This is a genomic window from Glycomyces xiaoerkulensis, assembly GCF_002798405.1.
In the GTDB taxonomy this organism is placed as follows: Bacteria; Actinomycetota; Actinomycetes; order Mycobacteriales; family Micromonosporaceae; genus Glycomyces; species Glycomyces xiaoerkulensis.
Window position 1 is genome coordinate 19,607 of sequence record NZ_PGGV01000007.1, and the last position, 20,780, is coordinate 40,386.

The window sequence follows — 20,780 nt, forward strand, 5'->3', positions numbered from 1 at the left end:
CGCCCCACGCATATGGCTCTGAAACCCCGGCGCGAAGGCAGACGCAAGAGCAAATTCCAGCGCGCGGCCGACGGCTCCATGACGCTCATGGAGCACCTGCAGGACCTGCGTACGCGCATGGTCATCGCCATCCTGGTGGTCCTGGCCGGCACCGCGCTGGCGATGATGATCTCCAAGGACGTCATCGAGTTCCTCTCCCAGCCCTACTGCAACGCCCAGGTCGAGGGCGCGAACGTCCAGGAGAGCGAAGAGGTCCTGTGCGACTTCGCCTTGAACTCGCCGGTCTCCCACATCGGCCTCTACCTCAAGGTCTCGCTGTACATGGCGCTGGTCGCCACCTCCCCGGTCTGGCTCTACCAGCTTTGGGCCTTCATCGCCCCCGGCCTGCACCGCGCCGAGCGCCGCTACGCCTACACCTTCATCAGCGTCGCGGCGCCCCTGTTCATCGGCGGCGCGGCGCTGGCCTACTTCGTGGTCAGCCACGGCCTGCAATTCATCCTCCTGCTACAGGAGGGCACGGGGTTCAAGGTGGTGCTGAACCTCGAGAACTACATCAACTTCTATCTGGCGGTCATGATCGTCTTCGGGCTCGGCTTCGAGTTCCCGCTGATCATGCTGATGCTCAACGTGCTCGGCCTGGTCACCGCCAAGCGCATGCTCCGCTGGTGGCGGATCGTGGTGTTCATGAGCTTCCTGTTCACCGCGGTGTTCACCCCCACGCCCGACCCGTTCGGCATGACCGCGCTGGCCATATCCATGCTCATCCTCTATATGGCCGCGGTCGGCATCGCCTACCTCAACGACAAGCGGCGCGGGGTCTACGACGACCCCGAGTGGGCCGACGACGAGGCCGGCGACATCGGTTCGCCCGATGACGTGGGCGGCTCCGACCGCGTCGGCGCCTCGACCGACGACGATGACGAGGGCGAGGTCCGCCGCAACCGGCTCGGACGCAGGGTCGACGGTTACGACGACATCACCTAAGCAGGAGTGCGGGGCCGGGTCTCAGCACCCGGCCCGCACGAGCCTGAGCACCGCCTCCAGGCCGACCGCGCGGCCGGCCTCGGTGTGCGGCACCAGGTAGCAGCGGGCCCCGATCCGGCCCGCCCCGGCGTCGGCGACCGAGTCGCCCACCATCAGCACCCGCGACGGCTCCACGTCCAGGGCGTGGCAGGCGGCGTAGAAGATCTTCTCATCGGGTTTGCAGAACCCGACCTCGTAGGACAGGACCCACGCGTCGATGAACCGGTCGATGCCCAGGTGGCGCAGCACCGGGCGGGCGTCGAAGCCGATGTTGCTGACCAGCGCGATCGGGTAGCCCTGCGCCTTGAGTGCCACGAGCGTCGCGAGCGTGTCGGCGTACGCCACCCAGCCCTCCGGCGAGGACAGGCGGTCGTACAGGGCCTCGGCCAGGCCCTCGAACACCCCGTGGGCCTGTTCGGCCAGCGAGGTGAAGGCGACCCGGTGGGCGTCCTGGTCCAGGTCCCGGTCGGCCCAGGCGTCGGCGAAGTTCGGCCGCACCCGCGCCTCCAGACCCGAGCCCAGCCATCCCTGCGCGCCGATCGCGTCGGCCAGCGCGGTCACCGCCAGCGGGCTCAGATGCCTCCCGCACGCCTCGGCCGCCAGCGAGACCGACCGGGTCAAAGGCTCGAGCTGAGCGAGCGTGCCGTGGAAGTCGAACAGGACCGCTTCCACGCCGCGGCCCGTCGCATCGTCGCCGGGTGAGGAATCCTGATGCACAACCGGACGATACCCGGCCGTGTAGGCGTCGTCACAACCGGGTGAGCGGCCCGGACGCGGAATGCCCTTGCCGGACAAGCGCGGTCCGCCCCGGGCCGACACCGCCGCCCGAGACCGTTTACGAGTCGCCGCGCACTGGCCGAAGGCATTAGGCTTGGGCCCATGGCTACCACCGGCGACGTGCCCGAGGGCGACGACCGATCCCCGGCCCAGCGCCACGCCGCCGCGGTGGCACGACGGCGCTGGCCCGAGCTGACCGCCTTCTCCGGCGACTACCCGTTCGAGCTCGACGACTTCCAGGTCCGCGCCTGCCGCGTCCTCGAAGAGGGCCACGGGGTGCTGGTGTGCGCCCCCACCGGCGCCGGCAAGACCGTGGTGGGGGAGTTCGCCGTCCACCTGGCACTGGCCGAGGGCGACAAGTGCTTCTACACCACCCCCATCAAGGCCCTGTCGAACCAGAAGTTCCACGACCTGGTCGAGGTGCACGGGGCCCGCAACGTCGGCCTGCTGACCGGCGACACGGTCATCAACGGCGAGGCCCCGATCGTGGTCATGACCACCGAGGTCCTGCGCAACATGATCTACGCCGCCTCCCCCACCCTCAAGGGACTGCGCTATGTGGTCATGGACGAGGTCCACTACCTCGCCGACCGCTTCCGCGGCGCGGTGTGGGAGGAGATCATCATCGAACTGCCGCAGGAGGTCCGCGTCGTCAGCCTCTCGGCCACGGTCTCGAACGCCGAGGAGTTCGGCGACTGGCTCAAGAGCGTCCGCGGCTTCTCCGAGGTGGTGGTCTCCGAGACCCGCCCGGTGCCGCTGTGGCAGCACATGATGGTCGGCGGGGCCCTGCTCGACCTGTTCGAACCCGACGGCGACCGCGTCTCCAAGGAGCTGCTGAAGAAGGACCAGCGGGCACGCGAGCGCACCGAACGGCACGGGCGCCGCCGCGGCCGCCAGTTCGTCGACCGCGGCCGGGCCGTCTCCCGACTCGACCGGGCCGCGCTGCTGCCGGCGATCTACTTCATCTTCTCCCGCGCCGGCTGCGACGCCGCCGTCGACGAATGCGTCCGCGCCGGCCTCCGGCTCACCGGAGAGGCCGAACGCGACCGGATCCTGGACTACGCCACCGCCGCCACCGCCCACATCGACGAGCGCGACCTGCGGGCGGTCGGCTTCGACCGGTGGCTCGACGGGCTCGCCTCCGGCCTCGCCGCCCACCACGCCGGGCTGCTGCCGGTGTTCAAGGAAGTGGTCGAGAAGCTGTTCGAACGCGGCCTGCTCAAGGTCGTGTTCGCCACCGAGACTCTCGCCCTCGGCATCAACATGCCCGCCCGCACCGTGGTGCTCGAACGGCTCATCAAATACGACGGCTCCGACCACGTCATGCTCACCCCCGGCCAGTACACGCAGCTCACCGGCCGGGCCGGCCGCCGCGGCATCGACGTCGAGGGCCACGCGGTCACCATCTGGGCCGAGGACGTGCGCCCCAAGGAGGTCGCCGGGCTCGCCTCCAAGCGCACCTACCCGCTCAACTCCTCGTTTGCCCCCTCCTACAACATGGCCGTCAACCTCATCCACACCGCCGGCGTCGACCGCGCCTTCGAGGTCCTGGCCTCCTCGTTCGCCCAGTTCCAGTCCGACACCGAGGCCGTGCACATCGCCGAGCAGGCCCGCGCGGTCGGCCGCAAGGCCGCCGAATCGGCCGAGGCCGCCCGGTGCGACCAGGGCGACTTCCTGGAGTACTACGAGCTGACCCAGCGGCTGTCCAAGACCGAGCGCACCGCCCAGAAGCGCCGCAAGGGCCGGCGCCGCGACGAGGCCCGGTCCACGCTCGGGCAGCTCCGCCCCGGCGACGTCATCTGGATCGGCCGCGGCAAACGCAGCGGCTGGGCGGTCTTCCTGCGCTCGACCAGCCACCGCAAGGCCTCGCACGAGCCGCGCTGGTCGGTCGTCACCGCCGACGGATGGACCGGCAGCCTCGACACCTCCGCCTTCGACGGCGGCGTCGAGGTCGCCACCCGCATCCGGCTGCCCAAGCACTTCAACCGCAAGGACCCCCGGCAGCGCTCCGACGTCGCCTCGTCCGTGCGCGAGGCCACCCGGGGCCTGGACCGCCCCGTCCGCCGCGGCGGCGCCCCCGAGACCCCCGAGATCGCCCGCCTGCGCGAGGAGGTCAAGGCCCACCCGTGCCGATCCTGCCCCGACACCTCCCAGCACACCGTGCACGCCTCCCGCTGGTCCCGCCTGCACCGGGAGGAGGAGCACCTGCGCCGCCGAGCCGGCCGCCGCGAGCACTCCCTGGCCCGACAGTTCACCGCCGTCCGCGAAGTGCTCACCGAGTTCGGCTACCTCGAGGCCGACGCGGTCACCGAACCGGGGCGGCTGCTGCGCAACATCTTCTGCGAGACCGACCTGCTGGTGGCCCAGTGCCTGCGCGACGGCGTCTGGGAAGGACTGGACGCGCCCGCGCTGGCGGCCATGGCCTGCACGGTGCTCTATGACTCCCGCTTCGAGGAGGACGAGTACTACGTGGCCGTGCCCGGCCCCATCCAGGAGGCCGTGGCCGCCACCGGCCGGCGCTGGGAGGCGATCCGGCGCGCCGAGAACTCCCGGGGCCTGTCGCTGACGGCCAAGCCGCAACTGGGCCTGGCCTGGCCGATGTACCGCTGGACCCGCGGCGAGGAGCTGTCGAAAGCCCTGGAGGCCTCGGACGGGCCGTGGCCGATGCCCGGCGGCGACTTCGTGCGCTGGGCCCGCCGCACCGCCGACCTGCTGCACCAGATGGGCACCGCGGCCCGCCAGATCGGCACCGCCGAGTCGAACGACCTGGCCGACGCCGCCTTCGACGCGGTCGACGCGATCCGCCGCGGCGTGGTGGCCGACTTCTAGGCGATCGCCTCGCCGAAGCGCCCGAGAGCCGAGGCGATGCCCCACTGCTCGGTCAGCTCGGCCACCCGCGACCGGTCGGCCGGGCCGGCCGGCAGCGCCGGGTCGACCGGCGGCACCGGCACGTCCTCGACCACCGTCGCGACCCGGAGCGCCCGGTCGAGGTAGTCGCCCGAATCCAGGATCGCCCGGCGCTGGCGCGCCGGCAGGTCCGAGCCGTCGTCGGTCGCGGCGGCTTTGATGCCGCCCACGCCCCCGAAGGTGTTGACCAGGCTCACCGCGGTCTTGGCCCCGACGCCCTTGACCCCCGGCAGCCCGTCCGAGGGGTCGCCGCGCAGCACCGCGTAGTCGACGTAGTGGTCCGGGTCGACCCCGAACTTGGCCGTCACCGCCGCCGCATCGAACAATTCCGCCTTGGATATCCCGCGCGCGAGGTATACGACTCGGTGGTCCCGCTCGTCGTCGACCAACTGGAACAGATCCCGGTCACCGGTCACCACCCGCACCGGCCCGGACTCGCGCGAGGCCAACGTGGCGATCACGTCGTCGGCCTCGAAACCCGGATGCGCCGCCGTCGCCACCCCCAGCGCCGGCAGCAGCGCCTCGATCGCCGCCACCTGCTCGTCCAGACCCTCCGGCGTGTCCTCCGAACCGTCCGGGAGCGCCCGCGCCGACTTGTACTCCGGCAGCAGCGCCGTCCGCCAGCCCGGCCGCCAATCGCCCTCCAGGCAGCACACCATCCCCGTGGGGGAGTAGCGCCTGGACAGCACCGCCAAACCGTCGAAGAAGCCCCGCACCGCGCCCGAGCGCACCCCGGCGGGCGACTTGATCGAGGACGGCAGCCCGTAATACGCCCGATACCAAAGGGACGCGGCGTCGATGAGCATCAGCATGCCGAACACTGTCCCACAGCACACCGACCACCCGCGCCGACGGAGGCCAAGAGCACTGCATAAAACGCGAAACCGGCCAAAACAGCGCCGAGCTGCAAGACGATGGAGACGTCCGGCCCGGACACCGGCAACCGTCCGCAGCGAACAAGGAGCAACCCGGTGAACACCAACGCCCGCCGCGTCGCGGCCGCCATCGCCCTGATCGGCACCGGCCTGGCCGCAGCCTGCTCTACCGGCGCCGAAGACGACACCCTGACCGTCTGCACCAACACCCCGTTCGTCCCCTTCGAATCCCAAGAGGACGGCGAATACGTCGGCTTCGACATCGACCTCATGCAACTGCTGGCCGACCGCCTCGACCAGCGGATGGAAGTGGTCGAGATCGACTTCGACTCCATCCAGTCGGGCTCGGCGCTCGACTCCGGCACCTGCGACATCGCCGCCGCCGGCATCACCATCACCGAGCAGCGGCAGCAGGCCATGGGCATGTCCCAGGCCTACTACCGCGCCGACCAGGCCTTCGTCACCACCGAGGACGCCGACATCGCGAGCCTGGACGACCTGGCCGACACCCGCGTCGCCGTCCAATCGGCCACCACCGGCGAAGCGTACGCCGACTCCATCGCCGACCGGTACGGCTTCGAAGTCGTCCGCTTCGACACCATGGGCGCCATCGCCTCGGCCCTCAGCTCCGACAGCGCCCAGGCCTCCATCGCCGACCTCGCCACCTGGACCCGGATGGTCGAATCCGACTCCGGACTGGTCCTGGTCGACGCCATCGAGACCGACGAGCACTACGGCTTCGCCGTCCAGCGCGACGACACCGAACTGCTCGAAGAGGTCAACGCCATGCTCGACCAGGCCTTCGAGGACGGCACCTACGCCGAACTCTACGAGCAGTGGATCGGCGAGCCCTACACCGAGGGCAGCGTGGACTAGTGGCCGTCCAGACCCGCGGCCGGCTCACGCCGCGCGGGCGCCGCCGCCTGGCCCGCGCGACCCAGTACACCGTCGTCATGGCTGCGATCGCCGTGGCCGCCGCGCTGGCCGACTGGGGGCGCATCGCCGAGTCCTTCCTCCGCGCCGACATCGCCGCGGCGATGTTCCCGCAGGTGTGGACCGCTTTCGGCAACACCGTCGCCTACACGCTGCTGGCGTTCGCGTCCGGCATGGTCGTCGGCGTCCCCATCGCGCTCATGCGCACCTCCGGGTTCGGCCCGTACCGCTGGTTCGCCACCGCCTACGTCGAACTCTTCCGCGGCCTGCCGGCGCTGCTGGTGCTGTTCCTGGTCGGCTTCGGCGTCCCGCAGGCGTTCCCGGGCCTCCAGTACCCCGGCGGCGTCTACGGCCAGGTCGCACTCGGCCTGGGACTGACCAGCTCGGCCTACATCGCCGAATCGGTCCGCGCCGGCATCCAGGCCGTCCCCCGAGGCCAGGTCGAGGCGGCCAGGTCGCTGGGCATGAGCCACACCCGCACCATGGTCACCGTCGTCCTGCCGCAGGCGATCCGCATCGTCGTCCCCCCGCTGACCAACGAACTGGTGCTGCTGACCAAGGACTCCTCGCTCGTGTTCGTCCTCGGCGTCACCACCGGCACCATGGAACTGACCCGCTTCGCCCGCGCCGAACTGACCGCCAACGCCAACGCCACCCCGCTGCTGATCGGCGGCCTGCTCTACCTGCTGGTGACCGTCCCGCTGTCGACCCTGGCCCGCCGCCTCGAAGACAAGGAGGGCCGCGGATGAGCGAGCCGCTCGTGTCCATCCGAGATCTCCACAAACGCTTCGGCGGCAACGAGGTCCTCCGCGGCATCGATCTCGAGGTCGCCGAAGGCGAGGTCGTGTGCGTCATCGGGCCGTCCGGATCCGGCAAGTCCACCCTCCTGCGCTGCATCAACCTCCTCGAAGACCCCACCTCGGGCGCCATCGGCGCCGCCGGGCACGACATGACCGACCCCGACGTCGACATCGACGCCGCCCGCCGCGAGATCGGCATGGTCTTCCAGCACTTCAACCTGTTCAGCCACCTGTCCATCCTCGACAACGTCGCCATCGCCCAGCGCCGCGTCCTCGGCCGCGACCGCAAGGCCGCCGAGGACGAGGCCCGCCGGCGCCTGCACGAGGTCGGCGTCGAAGACAAGGACCACGACCGGCCCGGCCGGCTCTCCGGCGGCCAGCAGCAGCGCGTCGCCATCGCCCGGGCCCTGGCCATGGGCCCGAAGCTGATGCTGTTCGACGAGCCCACCAGCGCCCTCGACCCCGAACTGGTCGGCGACGTGCTCGCGGTCATGAAGGGCCTGGCCGCCGACGGCATGACGATGATCGTGGTCACCCACGAGATGGGCTTCGCCCGCGAGGTCGCCGACCGGGTCGTGTTCATCGACGGCGGCGTCATCGTCGAACAAGGCCCGCCCGCCGAAGTCCTCACCGGCCCCCGGACCGAACGCGCTCAGAGCTTCCTCCACCGCGTGCTCCATCCGGCCGACTGAGACAATGGGAGGCATGAGCCTCGAGAAGACCCTGTGGCGAGGCGGCCGCGTCCTGAGCCCCACCAGCCCCGACGCCACCGCCCTCCTCATCGAGGGCGACACCGTCGCCTGGATCGGCACCGACCGCGACGCCCCGAGCGCCGACCGCACCGTCGACCTCGCCGGCGCCCTGGTCACCCCCGCATTCATCGACTCCCACACCCACCTGGCCGGCACCGGCGCCTCCCTGACCGGCCTGCACCTGGCCGACGTCGGCTCGGCCTCCGAACTGCTGAAACGGGTCGCCGACCACGCCGCAGGCCTGCCGACCGACGCGGTCGTCCTCGCCGGCGGCTGGGACGAGACCACCTGGGACGACCCCGCCCTGCCCAGCCCCGAAGCGATCGAGCACGCCGCCGGCGGGCGCCTGACCTACCTGTCCCGAGCCTGCGGGCACACCGGCATCGCCGGCCCCCGCGTCCTGGCCGAACATCCCCGGATCGCCGCCGACGCCGACGGCGTACTCACCCGGGAAGCGCACCGGTCCGCCCGCGGCCTGCTGGGCGCCGCCACACCCCTCGCCCAGCGGCTCGACCTCGTCCAAGCCGCCCTCGACCGCGCCGCGAGCCTCGGCGTCGCCGCCGTCGTCGAGCACGCCGTCCCGGTCGCCACCGACCCGGGCGTCGAAGCCGAATTCACCGGACTGATCGACCTCGGCGCCCGCCCCGGCAACCCCCTCGTCCACGGCTGGTGGGGCGAACTGTGCGCCGCCGAGAAAGCCCGCGAACTCGGCGCCCACGGCTGCGGCGGCGACCTGTCGATCGACGGCTCCCTCGGCGCCCGCACCGCCTACCTCCGCGAGCCCTACCGCGACCGGCCCTCCACCAGCGGCGCCCGATACCTCACCGCCGAACAGGTCCGCGACCACCTCGCCGACTGCCACCGCCACGGCCTGCCGGCCGCCTTCCACGCCATCGGCGACGGCGCCATCGCCACCGTCCTCGACGGCCTCGACCTGGCCGAGCCGACCATCGGCCTCGACGACCTCCGAGACGCCCGCCACCGCATCGAACACGCCGAACTGCCCGACACGGCCCTGACCGGCCGCATGGTCCACTACGGCACCCACGCCTCGGTCCAGCCCGCCTTCGACGCCGCCTGGGGCGGCCACGACGGCATGTACGCCGCCCGTCTCGGCGTCGCCGCCGCCTGGGAATCCAACCCGTTCGCCGCGATGGCCGGCGTCGGCGTCCCGCTCGCCCTCGGCTCCGACGCCCCGGTCACCCCCATCGACCCCTGGGGCGCCGTCCGCGCCGCCACCGGCCACCACAACCCCCGATCGCGACTGTCGCCGACCGCGGCGTTCACCGCCGCCACCCGCGGCGGCTGGCGCGCACTCGGCATCGACGACGCCGGCGCCCTCGCCCCCGGCATGCGGGCCCACCTCGCCGCCTGGGACACCCCCGCCACCGAACTCACCGAGCTGAGTGACCCCGAACTCCCCGTACCCGAGTGCGTGCTGACCGTCGCCGACGGACACCCGGTGCACGCCACCTTGTGACCTGCGAATTCGCAACGACCGCAGCGGATGCGAGAAAAATTGCCGGGCCAAAATTCCGACCCGGTTGACGCCGACGGCACCGATTGGCTTACGGTGGTCTCGTCCTCGGCGATCGACCCGGAACCGGGCGCTCGCCGAACGTCGGGGGCGACTCGACTTGCTTTGCTCCCACGCAGACTGGACAAGACGGCAACGCGGCCGCATTGCCGTCGGCGGCCAGGTCCAGATCGCGGGGGTCGGCGGAGGAGGCGAGCCGGTCGCCGGTGGTGGACCCGCAGCAGACGCAGGTGATCCCTAGACAACAACTCGCCGTCACTCAGCCAGAGGGCTGCGGGTTGGTCCGAAGATCACCGGCCGACGCCGCAGGGGACACCGGCCGTACAGGGACTGGGAGAAACCCGTGCGAGGGGCGTAGCGCAGACACGGCTACGCCCCTTTGCCGTCCCCGCGGGTAGGCTGGAAGCCCCTCCCTCGCGGCCCGCTCGGCGCCGCGAGCCGCAGCACGAAGGAGCACCTCCTTGGCCACCGTCATCGACCGCGACGCCGCCGAACCACCGCAGGACGCTCCCAGCCGCCGCCGCGGACTCACCACCGACTCGCCGCTCGGGCCCCGCCCGACCCTCCCGGTCGCCCTGGCCCTCGCCGCCGCCTCCGGCGGCCTCGCGGTCCCGGCGTTCCCACCGCTGGGCTGGTGGCCGCTGGCCGCACTCTCGGTAGCCGGACTCGGCGCCGCCGTCCACCGCCGCCGCGCCCGCGCCGGCCTCGGCCTCGGATTCGCCTACGGCGCGGCGTTCTTCCTGCCCCTGCTGGCGTGGACCTCCACCCAGGTCGGCCAGTGGCCCTGGATCTTCCTGTCCGCCCTCGAAGCGATCGGCACCGCCCTGCTCGGCGCCGCGCTCGCCGCCTGCTCGCGCCTGATCGACCGGCACCGGTGGACCTGGGCGCCGATCACCGGCCTCGCCTGGGTCGCCCAAGAAGCACTGCGCGATCGCCAACCGTTCGGCGGCTTCCCCTGGGGCCGCCTCGCCTTCAGCCAGGCCGACGCCCCCACCGCGGCCGCGGCCTGGCTCGGCGGCGCCCCCCTGGTCACATTCCTGACCGCCCTCACCGGCGGCCTCCTCCTCACCGCCCTGTGGCGCCGCCCGGACCGGCGCCGGACCACCGCCTTCGTCGCCGCCGCCGCGGCCGCCACCATCGCCCCCGCCGCACTCCCCATCGGTACCACCGCCCCCGACGGCGAACCGGTGAACGTCGCCGTCGTCCAAGGCAACGTCCCCCGCCTCGGACTCGACTTCAACGCCCAGCGCCGCGCCGTACTCGACAACCACGCCGAGGCCACCATCGACCTGGCCGACGACGTCGCCGCAGGCCGCGCCGAACGCCCCGACCTGGTCGTCTGGCCCGAGAACGCCGCCGACATCGACCCGCTGGCCAACCAGGACGCCTACGACCTCATCAGCCGGGCCGCCGCCGAGATCGGCGTCCCCATCGTGCTGGGCGCCATCGTCGACGACGGCGAGCACCGCTACAACATGAGCATCGTCTGGGATCCCGCCGAAGGCCCCGTCCACACCTACGCCAAACGCCACCCGGTGCCGTTCGCCGAATACGTCCCCCACAAAGGCTTCTTCCGCACCGTCGCCGGCTGGATCGACCCGCGCATGGCCGACGGCATCGACTCGGTCGCCGGGTTCGAGCCCGGCGACGAGCCCGGCGTCGTCGAAGTCGGCGACCTCACCCTCTCCGGCCTGATCTGCTTCGAGATCGCCTTCGACGCCGAAACCACCGCCTCGGTCCGCGACGGCGCCGGACTCCTGGCCGTCCAGACCAACAACGCCACCTTCGACAACGCCGAAGCCCACCAGCAGCTCGCGATGGTCCGGCTGCGCTCGATCGAGCACGGCCGCGACGGCCTGATGGCCTCCACCGTCGGCGTGTCGGCCTTCACCGACCACACCGGCGAGACCCACCAGGCCACCGACTTCAACACCGCCGCGGTGATCCAACAGGACCTCACCCTCTCAGAGCGGTCCACACCGGCCACGCAAGCCGGTATCCTCCCAGAAGCAGTCCTCACCGGCGCCGCCCTCGCCGCCCTGGCGGCAGCGGCGGCACCGCACCTCCGGCAGCGTCGAGCCGACCGCCGGCCCGAGCCATAGGAAGCACCATGACCACCACACCGGACCCAGCGACCGGCACCGAGCCGGGCCCGGCCATCGTCGCCATACCCACCTACAACGAGCGCGACAACCTCGAGACCACCATCGAAGCCGCACTGACCGCGACCGGCAAGGCCGACCTGCTGATCGTCGACGACAACTCGCCCGACGGCACCGGCGAGATCGCCGACCGCATCGCGGCGGCCGACGACCGCGTCCACGTGCTCCACCGCCCCGGGAAACGCGGCCTCGGCGCCGCCTACCTGGCCGCCTTCGACTGGGCCGGCGAACACGGCTACCGCGCCGTGGTCGAGATGGACGCCGACGGCTCCCACGACCCCGCCGACCTGCCGCGCCTGCTGGCCGCGCTCGCCGACGCCGACCTGGCGATCGGCTCGCGCTACATCCCCGGCGGCCGCGTCCGCAACTGGCCGTTCCACCGCCTGGCACTCTCGCGCGGGGCCGGGATCTACACCCGCCTGATGCTCGGACTCGACGTCCGGGACGTCACCGCCGGCTACCGCGCCTACCGACTCGACTCGCTGCACAAGCTCCAACTCGACACGGTCACCTCGGTCGGCTACTGCTTCCAGATCGACCTGACCTGGCGGGCGGCCCGCTCCGGCCTGGAGATCCGGGAGATCCCCATCACCTTCACCGAGCGCCGCGCCGGCGCCTCCAAGATGAACCGCGCCATCACCGTCGAGGCACTGCGCAACGTGACCAAGTGGGGGCTCGCCCACCGCGCTCGCCGACTCCGGCACCGCTTCGGCCGTGGCAGGATGGAACGGTGACAGACCAACGGCCACCCACCGAACCACCGCGGGCCCCCTATCCGATCCGGGTGGCGCTGGCGGCCTGGGTGGTCGCCGAGGCCGCCGCGTTCTTCGGCCTGGCCTATCTGATCGGCTTCTGGTACACCGCGCTGGTCTTCGTCGCCACCACCTTCGTCGGCCTCGTGGTGCTCCAGTACGCCGGCGCCAGGTCCCTGGCGGCGGCGCGCGAGTACCTCAACTCCGGCGGCGACCCCACCCGGGAACCGCCGAACGGCTACGCCGTAGGCGGGGCGGTGGCCCTGATCGTCCCCGGCTTCGTGACCGACCTGCTCGGCCTGCTCCTGCTGTTCCCGCCGACCCGGCTGCTGTTCCGCGGCCTGGGCCGGTACCTCGCCGCCCGCACCCCGCAGGTGCGGTTCGGCCAGCGCGGCGACGTCATCGACGGCGAGGTGGTCGACGAACGCGACGACGAACCGGGGGGCGGCCCGGGACACGAAAAAGGGCCCCGGACCATCGAGTGACCGGGGCCCGCGAGCCGTGGCCTGCCACGGCGACGCCTCGTCAGTTCTCGCCGCGGCGGGCGCGCATCTCCTGCAGTCGCTCGTCGAGGATCTCCTCGAGCTCCTCCATCGAGCGGCGCTCCAGCAGCATGTCCCAGTGGGTGCGCGGCGGTTTGCTCTTCTTCGACTCCGGCTCGTCGCCGTCGACGAGTTTGGCCGTCGTCCCGTCCAGGCGGCACTCCCACGTCAGCGGGATCTCGGCCTCGACGGCGAAGGGCACCTCGAAGCGGTGGCCCCGCGGGCAGACGTAATCGCGGGTCTGGCGCGGTGCCAGCTCCGTGTTCCGGTCCGATTCGTAGCTGACGGCGCCGAGACGCGAGCCCCTCAGCATTCTGTCGCCCATGTTCCCCTGCACTTTCCTCGAGCACTTTGTAGCCCTGACAACGCTCTTGTCCTGGTCGGACTCCCCGCCGATCACGCCGAATTGCGGGGTTGGCACTGTGTCGACGCCGCGGCCGGGCCGTTTCCATCCCGGCGTCGACCCTCAAGTGTGACGCGGCGGGGCCGCGACCGCCATGGTCGTCCCCTTGAAGTGTGACACAGCACCGCCTCATCGCCGTCACGGCGATCGCGTGGCCTCACAGCCGGTGCGGCGGCACGTTCCCGACCGCCTCGATCGCGCGGCGCATCGGCACCAGCGCCAGCAGCACCAAACCCAGCGCGAAGAAGACCACCAGACCCGCCACGCCGGCCCGCATGCTGCCGGTGATCTGCACGACCAGGCCGAACATGAGCGGACCGATCCAGGAGGTGCCCCGGTCGGCGATCTGGTATACGCCGAAGTAGGCCGCCGACTTGCCCGGCGGGATCAGTTGGGAGTACAGCGACCGCGACAGCGCCTGAGTGCCGCCCATGACGCAGCCGAGGCCGATCCCCAGCGCCAGGAACGGCAGCACCTCCCGCTCGGGCAGCCAGTAGGCGCCGACCACCACCCCGCACCAGCCGACCAGGCCGAGCATCACCGTCTTGTAGGCGCCGATGCGGACGGCGATCTGCTTCATCGCCAGCGCCCCGCCGAAGTTGACGAACTGGACCAGCAGGATCGCCATGACCAGCGAGTCGGCCCCCAGATGGAGCTCCTGGTCCCCGTAGGTGCCCACGAGCGCCAGCACCGTCGAGATCCCGTCCGAGTACAGCAGGAACGCCGCCAGGAACAGCAGCGTGTACGGGTAGTGCCGCAGTTCGGCCAGCGTCGATCCCAACTGCCGCAGCAGCGACACGCTCGTGTCCACCACCGGCCTGCGGTCCGGCAGGCGCACGAGCACGAACACCGTCCAACCGGCCCACCACAGCCCGGTGGCCGCCATCCCGTACTGGACCGCCGTCAGCTCCGAGACGCCCAGCCGCTCGGCGAAACTGATCGAAACCAGGTTGAGCAGCAGGAACACGGCCGCGGCCAGGTAGGCGAACGCCCAGCCCACCGACGACATCCGGTCGCGGTCGTCCGGGGCGGCCAACTGCGGCAGGAACGAGTCGTAGACCACGATCGAGCAGCCGTAGGCGATGTTGGCGGCGAGGATCAGGAACGCGGCCAGTCCGTACTGGCCCGAGCCGGCGCCGATGAAGACGAACGCGAACACCAGCGCCGACCCGGTGAAAGCGAAGCCGGCCAGCATCCGGCGCTTGCGGGGGCTGCGGTCGGCCGCTGCGCCCACGATCGGCAGCAGCACTACCGTGATCAGCACCGAGGCCGACGTCGTGTAGGCCCACAGCGAACCGATCGGCACCGCCGCGCCGAGCATGTCCACCTGGACGCCGGAGCAGTCCTCGGCGCACCCGGCGGCCACCGACGCCAGACGGGTGAGGTAGACCGTTCCGAGAACGGTCATGACGGTGGTGATGAACGGCTGATTCGCCCAGTCATAGGCGTACCAGCCGAGCCGTTCGCGGCGTGTCGAACCGAACTGTGAGTCCGAGGGCAGGGGCAAGGTGGATCTCGCTTTCCAAGTCCAGGCGGTGGGCGGGCCGACCGAGCTCGCCGCGCTGCCGACCATCCTGCCACTGCGGCCGTGAACGCGGGCCGACGACCGGATGAACGCCGAACGGGTCGCGACGGCGGTGTCGGTGACCAGTATGGTGTGGGCAGACAAGGAGTTCTCACATGCACGTGCTTGGAATCGACTTCGGGACCTCGAACACCGTCGCCGTGCTCCGCTCGGCCGACGGCCGCGTCCGACCGCTGCTGTTCGACGGCGCCCCGATCCTGCCCTCGGCGGTCTACTACAACTCCGACGGCCGCATGCTCGTCGGACGCGACGCCGAGCGCAACGCCCGCATGGACCCGGCGCGGTTCGAGCCCAACCCGAAGCGCCGCATCGACGACGGCTCGGTGTTCCTGGGCACCTCCGAGATCCCGGTGCCGCAGGTGTTCGCCTACGTGCTGCAGCAAGTCGCAGTCGAGGCGCAGCGCCAGGCCGGGCAGATGCCCGGGCAGGTCCGCCTGACCCACCCGGCGCGGTGGGGCGAACGCCGCCGCTCGATCCTGGCCGACGCCGCGCGCCTGGCCGGACTGCCGCAGCCGCAGCTCATCCCGGAGCCGGTCGCCGCGGCGTCCTATTTCACCTCCGTGCTGGGCACCGCGGTCCCACCCGGGCGCAGCCTGGCGATCTACGACCTCGGCGGCGGCACCTTCGACGCGACCGTGGTGCGCCGCACCCAGACCGGTTTCGAGGTGCTCGCGGAGGAAGGCATCGGCGACGTCGGCGGCCTGGACTTCGACCACGGCATCGTCGAGCACCTCGGCACGACCTACGGCAAGTCCCACCCCGAGGACTGGCGGCGCCTGCTCAGCCCCGCCGACGACCGCGACCGCCGCTACCGGCGCATGCTCTATGAGGACGTCCGCGGCGCCAAGGAGACCCTCTCGCGCACCGCCAGCGCCGACATCCACCTGCCGGCGCTCGAGGTCGACGCCCACCTGACCCGCGCCGAGTTCGAGGACATCGCCCGGCCGCCGCTGGAGCGGACCGTCGACTGCCTGCAGCGGGCGAACTCGGCGGCCCGGTTGAACGCGGCCGACCTGGTGGGCATCTTCCTGGTGGGCGGCTCCTCGCGCATTCCGATGATCTCCCAGTTGATCCACACCAAGCTGGGCGTGCCGCCGCAGACGTTCGAGCAGCCCGAGACGGTCGTGGTCGAGGGTGCGGTGCGCGCCTCCACCGGTCCGTCCCCGGCCGAGTCCTCCCCGTCCGGCCCGACCTCGGGCGGCCCGGTCTCGCCCTCGCCGGCCCCGGGAGCCATGGGCGGCGGGCCGCGGCCGCCGGCCCCGGCGCCGAACATGCTGCCGCCGCAGACGCCGGTGCAGCCCCAGCAGTCGGCGCCGCAGACGATGGCCCGTCCGCAGCAGGTCCAGCCGGGCAGGCGCCCGCTGCTGCAAGAGCCGGCGGTGCTGTTCACCGGCGCGACCGTGGTGATCCTATTCGTGGTGTTCTTCGTGCTGCTGGCGACCATCCTGAACTGAGACCGGCGGCCGGAACGGTCAGGAATCGAGAAGCGCGGCCCGGCCGGCGCGCATAGCCTGGTGGCCATGACTTCCATCGAATCGATCACCATCGAGGCCGACGACCCGGCGGCCGCCGAAGCGTTCTACACCACCGCCTTCGGGCTGGACGAGCGGCAGGTGCGCCTGCGGTCGGCGCAGGCGCCGACGACCGGCTTCCGCGGGTTCACGCTGTCGCTGATCGTCGCCCAGCCGGCGGACGCCGACGCCTTGGTCGGCGCCGCCCTCGAGGCCGGCGCCGAGGAACTGAAGCCGGCGGCGAAGTCGTTCTGGGGCTACGGGGGCGTCGTGCGGGCCCCGGACGGCACGATCTGGCAGGTCTCGACCTCGAAGAAGAAGAACTCCGGACCGGCGAGCCGGAAGTTCGACCAGATCGTGCTCCTGCTGGGCGTCGCGGACGTGGCCGCCACGAAGCGGTTCTACGTCGACCGCGGCCTGGCGGTGGGAAAGAGCTTCGGCCGCAAGTACGTGGAGTTCGATACGCCGTCGAGCCCGGTCAATCTGGCCCTGTACGGTCGCCGCGCGCTGGCCAAGGTCGCCGGCGTCTCCGCAGAGGGCTCGGGTTCGCACCGGATCGTGATCGTCGGCGAGGCCGGGCCGTTCACCGACCCGGACGGGTTCGAGTGGGAGGCCGCCGGCTAAGGCTCGGGGCCCGGTAGCGTAGCCGGCGCGGCGGTTGAGTTCGCCGGTCTGCCGGTCGAGCCAGTCGATCTCGGTGAGGTTGACCGAGCGGTGGATCTGCATGAGGCCCTTCCGGAAGGGCGACTCGAGCCGTTCGGGCGGCACCGGTCGGCCGGCTTCGTCGTAGAACAGTTGCGTGGGCTGGTCCAGGTACTCCCGGCGCCGGGCCAGGACGATCGCCTGTTCGCGGGGGTTGTCGAGGTGGTGCAGGAACGCCAGCAGCACGTACCACTTGTTGTCGTCGGTGATGAACACCGGTTCGGGGTTGCGCAGCCACCGGCGGAGCTGGTCGGTGCCCTCCTGGGTGATCTCGAGCATGTGCCGCGGGGCGGCGACCGAGCCGGGGGCGGTGCGGCGGGTGAGGCATCCGGCCTCTTCGAGTTTCTTGATGGTGGGGTAGAGGGTCCCGTCGGCGATGGGCCGTACGTGCCCGGCGAGGGCCGCGACCCGGTTCTTGAGGTCGTATCCGTGCAGCGGGAAGTCGCGCAGGAACCCGAGTATCGCCATCTTCAGCATGCGTCCATCATGACACAACAGCAAATATATATCGACACCGAGGTTTTAGACCTCTCCGGGTCCCCACCGCCGCAGGCACCGCAGAACAGGAGCGCGGGCTAAGCCCGCGCCCTCACCAAAGACCTCCGGCGGCTCGGTCAGTCCACGTACCTGCGGACGGATTCGCGGATGGGGTCGGCGTACAGGTAGATGTCGTCGAGGGAGTCGATCGCGTGGCGAGACTCGTTCTTGTCGGCGTCGAAGGTGCCGATGTACTTCTTCCGCTTCCCGTTGAAGTGCAGGCGCGCGATCGGCTTGCGGTTGTTGTCGTCGAGAATGATCGCGAAATAGGACTTGGCGTCTCGCTGGACGATCCGATGCGGCTTGACCTGGCTGCACGCGATGGCTTTCACGATCTGGTATCCGCCGATCTCTTCGAGTGTCGTCTCGACTCCGGTTTCGCGTTCGGCGTCCGTGTCGTTCTCGGTCTCCTGCTTCACGGGTTCAGAGGTCTCGGGCTCGGCCGACTCCGGGAAGTTCGAACCCAGCGCTGATTGGAGCCGGGCGTTGACCTGATCGTTGATGAACTGGCGGGCGGCCTTCATGACCAGCGGGGTGAACTGCTCGCGGGCCTTCTGGGTGAAGGCCCGGTCGTAGACGCGCGTGGTGAGGAACCGGACCCATTCGACGTCCGGCTCCTTGAACTGGTCGGCGAGGGTGCGCTTGATCTGTCCGATGTACTTGAGTTCCTCGGCGGCGCTGATGATCGAATCGAGATTGAACGCCTCCTTGGTGAGCTTGCGGAGCTCCGGAAGCAGGGTCTCGTCGAGGTCGCCGAAGTCGAGCACGAGAAACGGTTTCGAATCCATCCGGTTCGACGCCTCGAGATCGGTGTAGAACTGGTACACCTCACCGTTGGTGAGGACCGCGATCCTCGCGTTCGTGACCGCGAAATACCGATAGAGCTGTGAGGCGTGCTCGACGGTGAGCCGTTCCTTCGACCGCTTGCACTCGAAGAGGATCTGCACCTCCCCGTCGCGGAGGATCGCGTAATCGACTTTCTCGCCCTTCTTCATCCCCACATCGGCGGTGAATTCGGGGATGACCTCCAGGGGATCGAAAACGTCGTAGCCGAGGACGTTGGAGATGAAGGGCAGGATGAAGGCGGTCTTCGCCGCCTCTTCGGTCTCGATCATCTCGCACTCGCTCCGCACCTTCGTAGTGAGTGCCGAGATCTTCTCGTTGAAGTCCATCTCTCATTCCTTTGCGGTCTGAAACTCGTGGTGTCGCCGGGTCTGCCGGTCATATGGGGGCACACGGTTCCGGAAGCACGGTTCAGGAAGTATGCGCGACATATGACATAGGGGAGGAGTCGTGGTCTGGAGCCGGCTGGCGGACTTCATACTCGCGACCGTTGGGGAGGAGCTTAGGGCAGAGCGGCTGAAGGAACAATCCCCGTAACCGCTCCAGGTGAATGCGGCCGGACGACGATTCCAGGGTCGTGCACAATTTCCGTGCATTCGGAGAAAATCTGAGCATTGAACAGATTATATATTGATTACAATGCATCTTTGTTGCCGCACCGGCTCACCCGAAACCCGACTGACGAACGCGGGCTGCGCCCGCGCCCTCACCAACAGCCTCCGGCGCTCAGGTTCAAAGCAGGCGAGGCTAGGGAGCCGGACGCCTCACATGCCAGCGGGGTTCACTCGTCCCAGAAGACCTCGATCTCGGCGCCGAGTTTCTGGAGGCGCTCGACGAGCTGCTCGTATCCGCGGTGGATCACGTTGACGTGGCGGAGCACGGAGGTGCCCTTGGCGCGGAGCATCGCCAGCAGCAGCACGACCGCCGGGCGCAGCGCCGGCGGGCACACCACCTCGGTGCCCGACCACCGCACCGGTCCATCCACATAGATCCGGTGGGGGTCGAGGAGGCGCACCTGGGCCCCGAGCCGGTTGAGCTCGGTCAGGTAGATCGCCCGGTTCTCGTACACCCAGTCGTGGATGAGGGTCGATCCTTCGGCGCAGGAGGCGATCAGCGCGAAGAACGGCAGGTTGTCGATGTTCAGACCCGGGAACGGCATCGGGTGGATCTTGTCGGTCGGGGCCCGCAACCGGGAGGGCTGGACCGTGACGTCGGTCAGCCGGGTGCGGCCGTTCGCGGCCAGGTACTCCTCGCCGCAGGAATAGCGCAGCCCCATCTCCTCGGCGCAGGCCAGCTCGATCTCGACGAATTCGATCGGCACCCGGCCCACCGTGACCTCCGATTCGGTCACGATCGCCGCCGCGATCAGGCTCCAGGCCTCGATCGGGTCCTCAGAGGGCGCGTAGTCGACGTCGGTGTCGATCTCGCCGCGGCCGTGGACGGTGATCGTGGTCGTTCCGATCCCGTCGATGCGCACCCCCAGCCGCTCGAGGAAGAAGCACAGGTCCTGGACCATGTAGTTGCAGGAGGCGTTGCGGATCGTGGTCACGGCCGGGAACCTGGCGGCGGCCATGATCGCGTTCTCGGTGACGGTGTCCCCGCGTTCGGTCAGCACGATCGACCGCGGCGGTTCGACCTCGGTCTTGACCGAGGCGTGGTAGCAGCCGTGGGAGGTTTCCACCGACAGCCCGAACCGGCGCAGGGCCACCATGTGCGGTTCGACCGTCCGGTCGCCCAGGTCGCACCCACCGGCGAACGGCAGTTCGAACTCGGGGTATTCGTGCAGCAGCGGCCCCAGGAACATGATGATCGAACGCGTCCGCCGGGCCGCCTCGGCATCGATGCGCGACAGGTCCAGCCGCTCGGGCGGGGTCAGCTCCAGATCCCCGTCGTCGCCGAGCCAGCGGTGCCGCACGCCCATGCTGTCCAGGACCCGCAGGATCCGGTTGACCTCTTCGATCCGGGCCACTCGCCGCAGCGTCGTGGTCCCCTGGTTCAGCAGGCTCGCGCACAGCAGGGCGACACCGGCGTTCTTGGAGGTCTTGACGTCTATCGACCCCGACAACGTGGTGCCGCCGCGGACGCGCAGGTGCATCGGGGCCGGCGCCGCCGCCACGCCGGTCTCGGTATCGGACATGG

17 protein-coding genes and 1 pseudogene are annotated in these 20,780 nt (G+C 70.5%); 11 read left to right on the forward strand and 7 right to left on the reverse strand.

The genetic code is table 11. The features are described from left to right. The first annotated feature begins 12 nt into the window (after positions 1-12). Complete coding sequence (tatC, locus tag CUT39_RS02200) at positions 13-984, forward strand: twin-arginine translocase subunit TatC (RefSeq protein ID WP_100444320.1); 972 nt, start codon at positions 13-15, stop codon at positions 982-984. Between the two features lie 21 nt (positions 985-1,005). Here the strand turns inward: tatC and CUT39_RS02205 are convergent, their stop codons facing one another. Next, the gene (locus CUT39_RS02205) at positions 1,006-1,695 is read right to left on the reverse strand and encodes an HAD family hydrolase (protein WP_100444321.1); all 690 of its coding nucleotides are present in this window, start codon (positions 1,693-1,695) and stop codon (positions 1,006-1,008) included. 207 nt (positions 1,696-1,902) lie between these two features. Between CUT39_RS02205 and CUT39_RS02210 the strand changes: the two genes are divergently transcribed. Then, positions 1,903-4,629: a DEAD/DEAH box helicase gene (locus CUT39_RS02210; RefSeq protein ID WP_100444322.1), complete on the forward strand. Its 2,727-nt coding sequence runs from the start codon at positions 1,903-1,905 to the stop codon at positions 4,627-4,629. Here the strand turns inward: CUT39_RS02210 and CUT39_RS02215 are convergent. Continuing rightward, positions 4,626-5,519, reverse strand: a complete 894-nt coding sequence (locus CUT39_RS02215; RefSeq protein ID WP_198586804.1) for a 5'-3' exonuclease — start codon at positions 5,517-5,519, stop codon at positions 4,626-4,628. The genes CUT39_RS02210 and CUT39_RS02215 overlap by 4 nt on opposite strands. Positions 5,520-5,678: 159 nt before the next feature. On the opposite strand from CUT39_RS02215, the gene CUT39_RS02220 reads away from it, so the two are divergent. The 7 genes from CUT39_RS02220 to CUT39_RS02250 all read left to right on the forward strand — a co-directional run bounded on the left by CUT39_RS02220 (position 5,679) and on the right by CUT39_RS02250 (position 13,003). Then, positions 5,679-6,458: a transporter substrate-binding domain-containing protein gene (locus CUT39_RS02220; RefSeq protein ID WP_157930431.1), complete on the forward strand. Its 780-nt coding sequence runs from the start codon at positions 5,679-5,681 to the stop codon at positions 6,456-6,458. Beyond that, positions 6,458-7,264 (forward strand): amino acid ABC transporter permease, encoded by an 807-nt coding sequence (locus CUT39_RS02225; protein ID WP_198586805.1) that lies wholly within the window; start codon positions 6,458-6,460, stop codon positions 7,262-7,264. The genes CUT39_RS02220 and CUT39_RS02225 overlap by 1 nt, the downstream gene beginning before the upstream one ends. Continuing rightward, entirely contained in the window at positions 7,261-8,007 is a 747-nt protein-coding gene (locus CUT39_RS02230; protein ID WP_100444324.1) for an amino acid ABC transporter ATP-binding protein, read from the forward strand. Before CUT39_RS02225 ends, CUT39_RS02230 begins: the two co-directional genes overlap by 4 nt. 13 nt (positions 8,008-8,020) lie before the next feature. Continuing rightward, complete coding sequence (locus tag CUT39_RS02235) at positions 8,021-9,547, forward strand: amidohydrolase (RefSeq protein ID WP_198586806.1); 1,527 nt, start codon at positions 8,021-8,023, stop codon at positions 9,545-9,547. 518 nt (positions 9,548-10,065) lie between these two features. Next, entirely contained in the window at positions 10,066-11,706 is a 1,641-nt protein-coding gene (gene lnt, locus CUT39_RS02240; RefSeq protein WP_198586807.1) for an apolipoprotein N-acyltransferase, read from the forward strand. An 8-nt stretch (positions 11,707-11,714) separates the two neighbouring features. Then, the gene (locus CUT39_RS02245) at positions 11,715-12,500 is read left to right on the forward strand and encodes a polyprenol monophosphomannose synthase (RefSeq protein ID WP_100444326.1); all 786 of its coding nucleotides are present in this window, start codon (positions 11,715-11,717) and stop codon (positions 12,498-12,500) included. Beyond that, positions 12,497-13,003: an FxsA family protein gene (locus CUT39_RS02250; protein WP_157930432.1), complete on the forward strand. Its 507-nt coding sequence runs from the start codon at positions 12,497-12,499 to the stop codon at positions 13,001-13,003. Before CUT39_RS02245 ends, CUT39_RS02250 begins: the two co-directional genes overlap by 4 nt. Positions 13,004-13,043: 40 nt before the next feature. Here the strand turns inward: CUT39_RS02250 and CUT39_RS02255 are convergent, their stop codons facing one another. Next, a complete protein-coding gene (locus tag CUT39_RS02255) occupies positions 13,044-13,385 on the reverse strand; it encodes an RNA polymerase-binding protein RbpA (protein ID WP_100444328.1) in 342 nt (113 codons plus the stop codon). Between the two features lie 235 nt (positions 13,386-13,620). Continuing rightward, positions 13,621-15,036: an MFS transporter gene (locus CUT39_RS02260; RefSeq protein WP_100444416.1), complete on the reverse strand. Its 1,416-nt coding sequence runs from the start codon at positions 15,034-15,036 to the stop codon at positions 13,621-13,623. 107 nt (positions 15,037-15,143) lie between these two features. Between CUT39_RS02260 and CUT39_RS02265 the strand changes: the two genes are divergently transcribed. After that, positions 15,144-16,502 (forward strand): Hsp70 family protein, encoded by a 1,359-nt coding sequence (locus CUT39_RS02265; protein WP_100444329.1) that lies wholly within the window; start codon positions 15,144-15,146, stop codon positions 16,500-16,502. Positions 16,503-16,568: 66 nt separating this feature from the next. Further along, positions 16,569-17,183: a VOC family protein gene (locus CUT39_RS20105; RefSeq protein WP_100444417.1), complete on the forward strand. Its 615-nt coding sequence runs from the start codon at positions 16,569-16,571 to the stop codon at positions 17,181-17,183. A gap of 378 nt (positions 17,184-17,561) precedes the next feature. On the opposite strand, the pseudogene CUT39_RS20970 reads toward CUT39_RS20105, so the two are convergent. The 3 genes and pseudogenes from CUT39_RS20970 to CUT39_RS02285 form a co-directional block, all read right to left on the reverse strand. Next, positions 17,562-17,738, reverse strand: a pseudogene (locus CUT39_RS20970) (PadR family transcriptional regulator); the annotation flags it as partial. Positions 17,739-17,875: 137 nt separating this feature from the next. After that, positions 17,876-18,970 (reverse strand): type I restriction endonuclease, encoded by a 1,095-nt coding sequence (locus CUT39_RS02280; protein WP_100444330.1) that lies wholly within the window; start codon positions 18,968-18,970, stop codon positions 17,876-17,878. 452 nt (positions 18,971-19,422) lie between these two features. Further along, positions 19,423-20,778 (reverse strand): UDP-N-acetylglucosamine 1-carboxyvinyltransferase, encoded by a 1,356-nt coding sequence (locus CUT39_RS02285; RefSeq protein WP_100444331.1) that lies wholly within the window; start codon positions 20,776-20,778, stop codon positions 19,423-19,425. Positions 20,779-20,780: the final 2 nt, after the last annotated feature.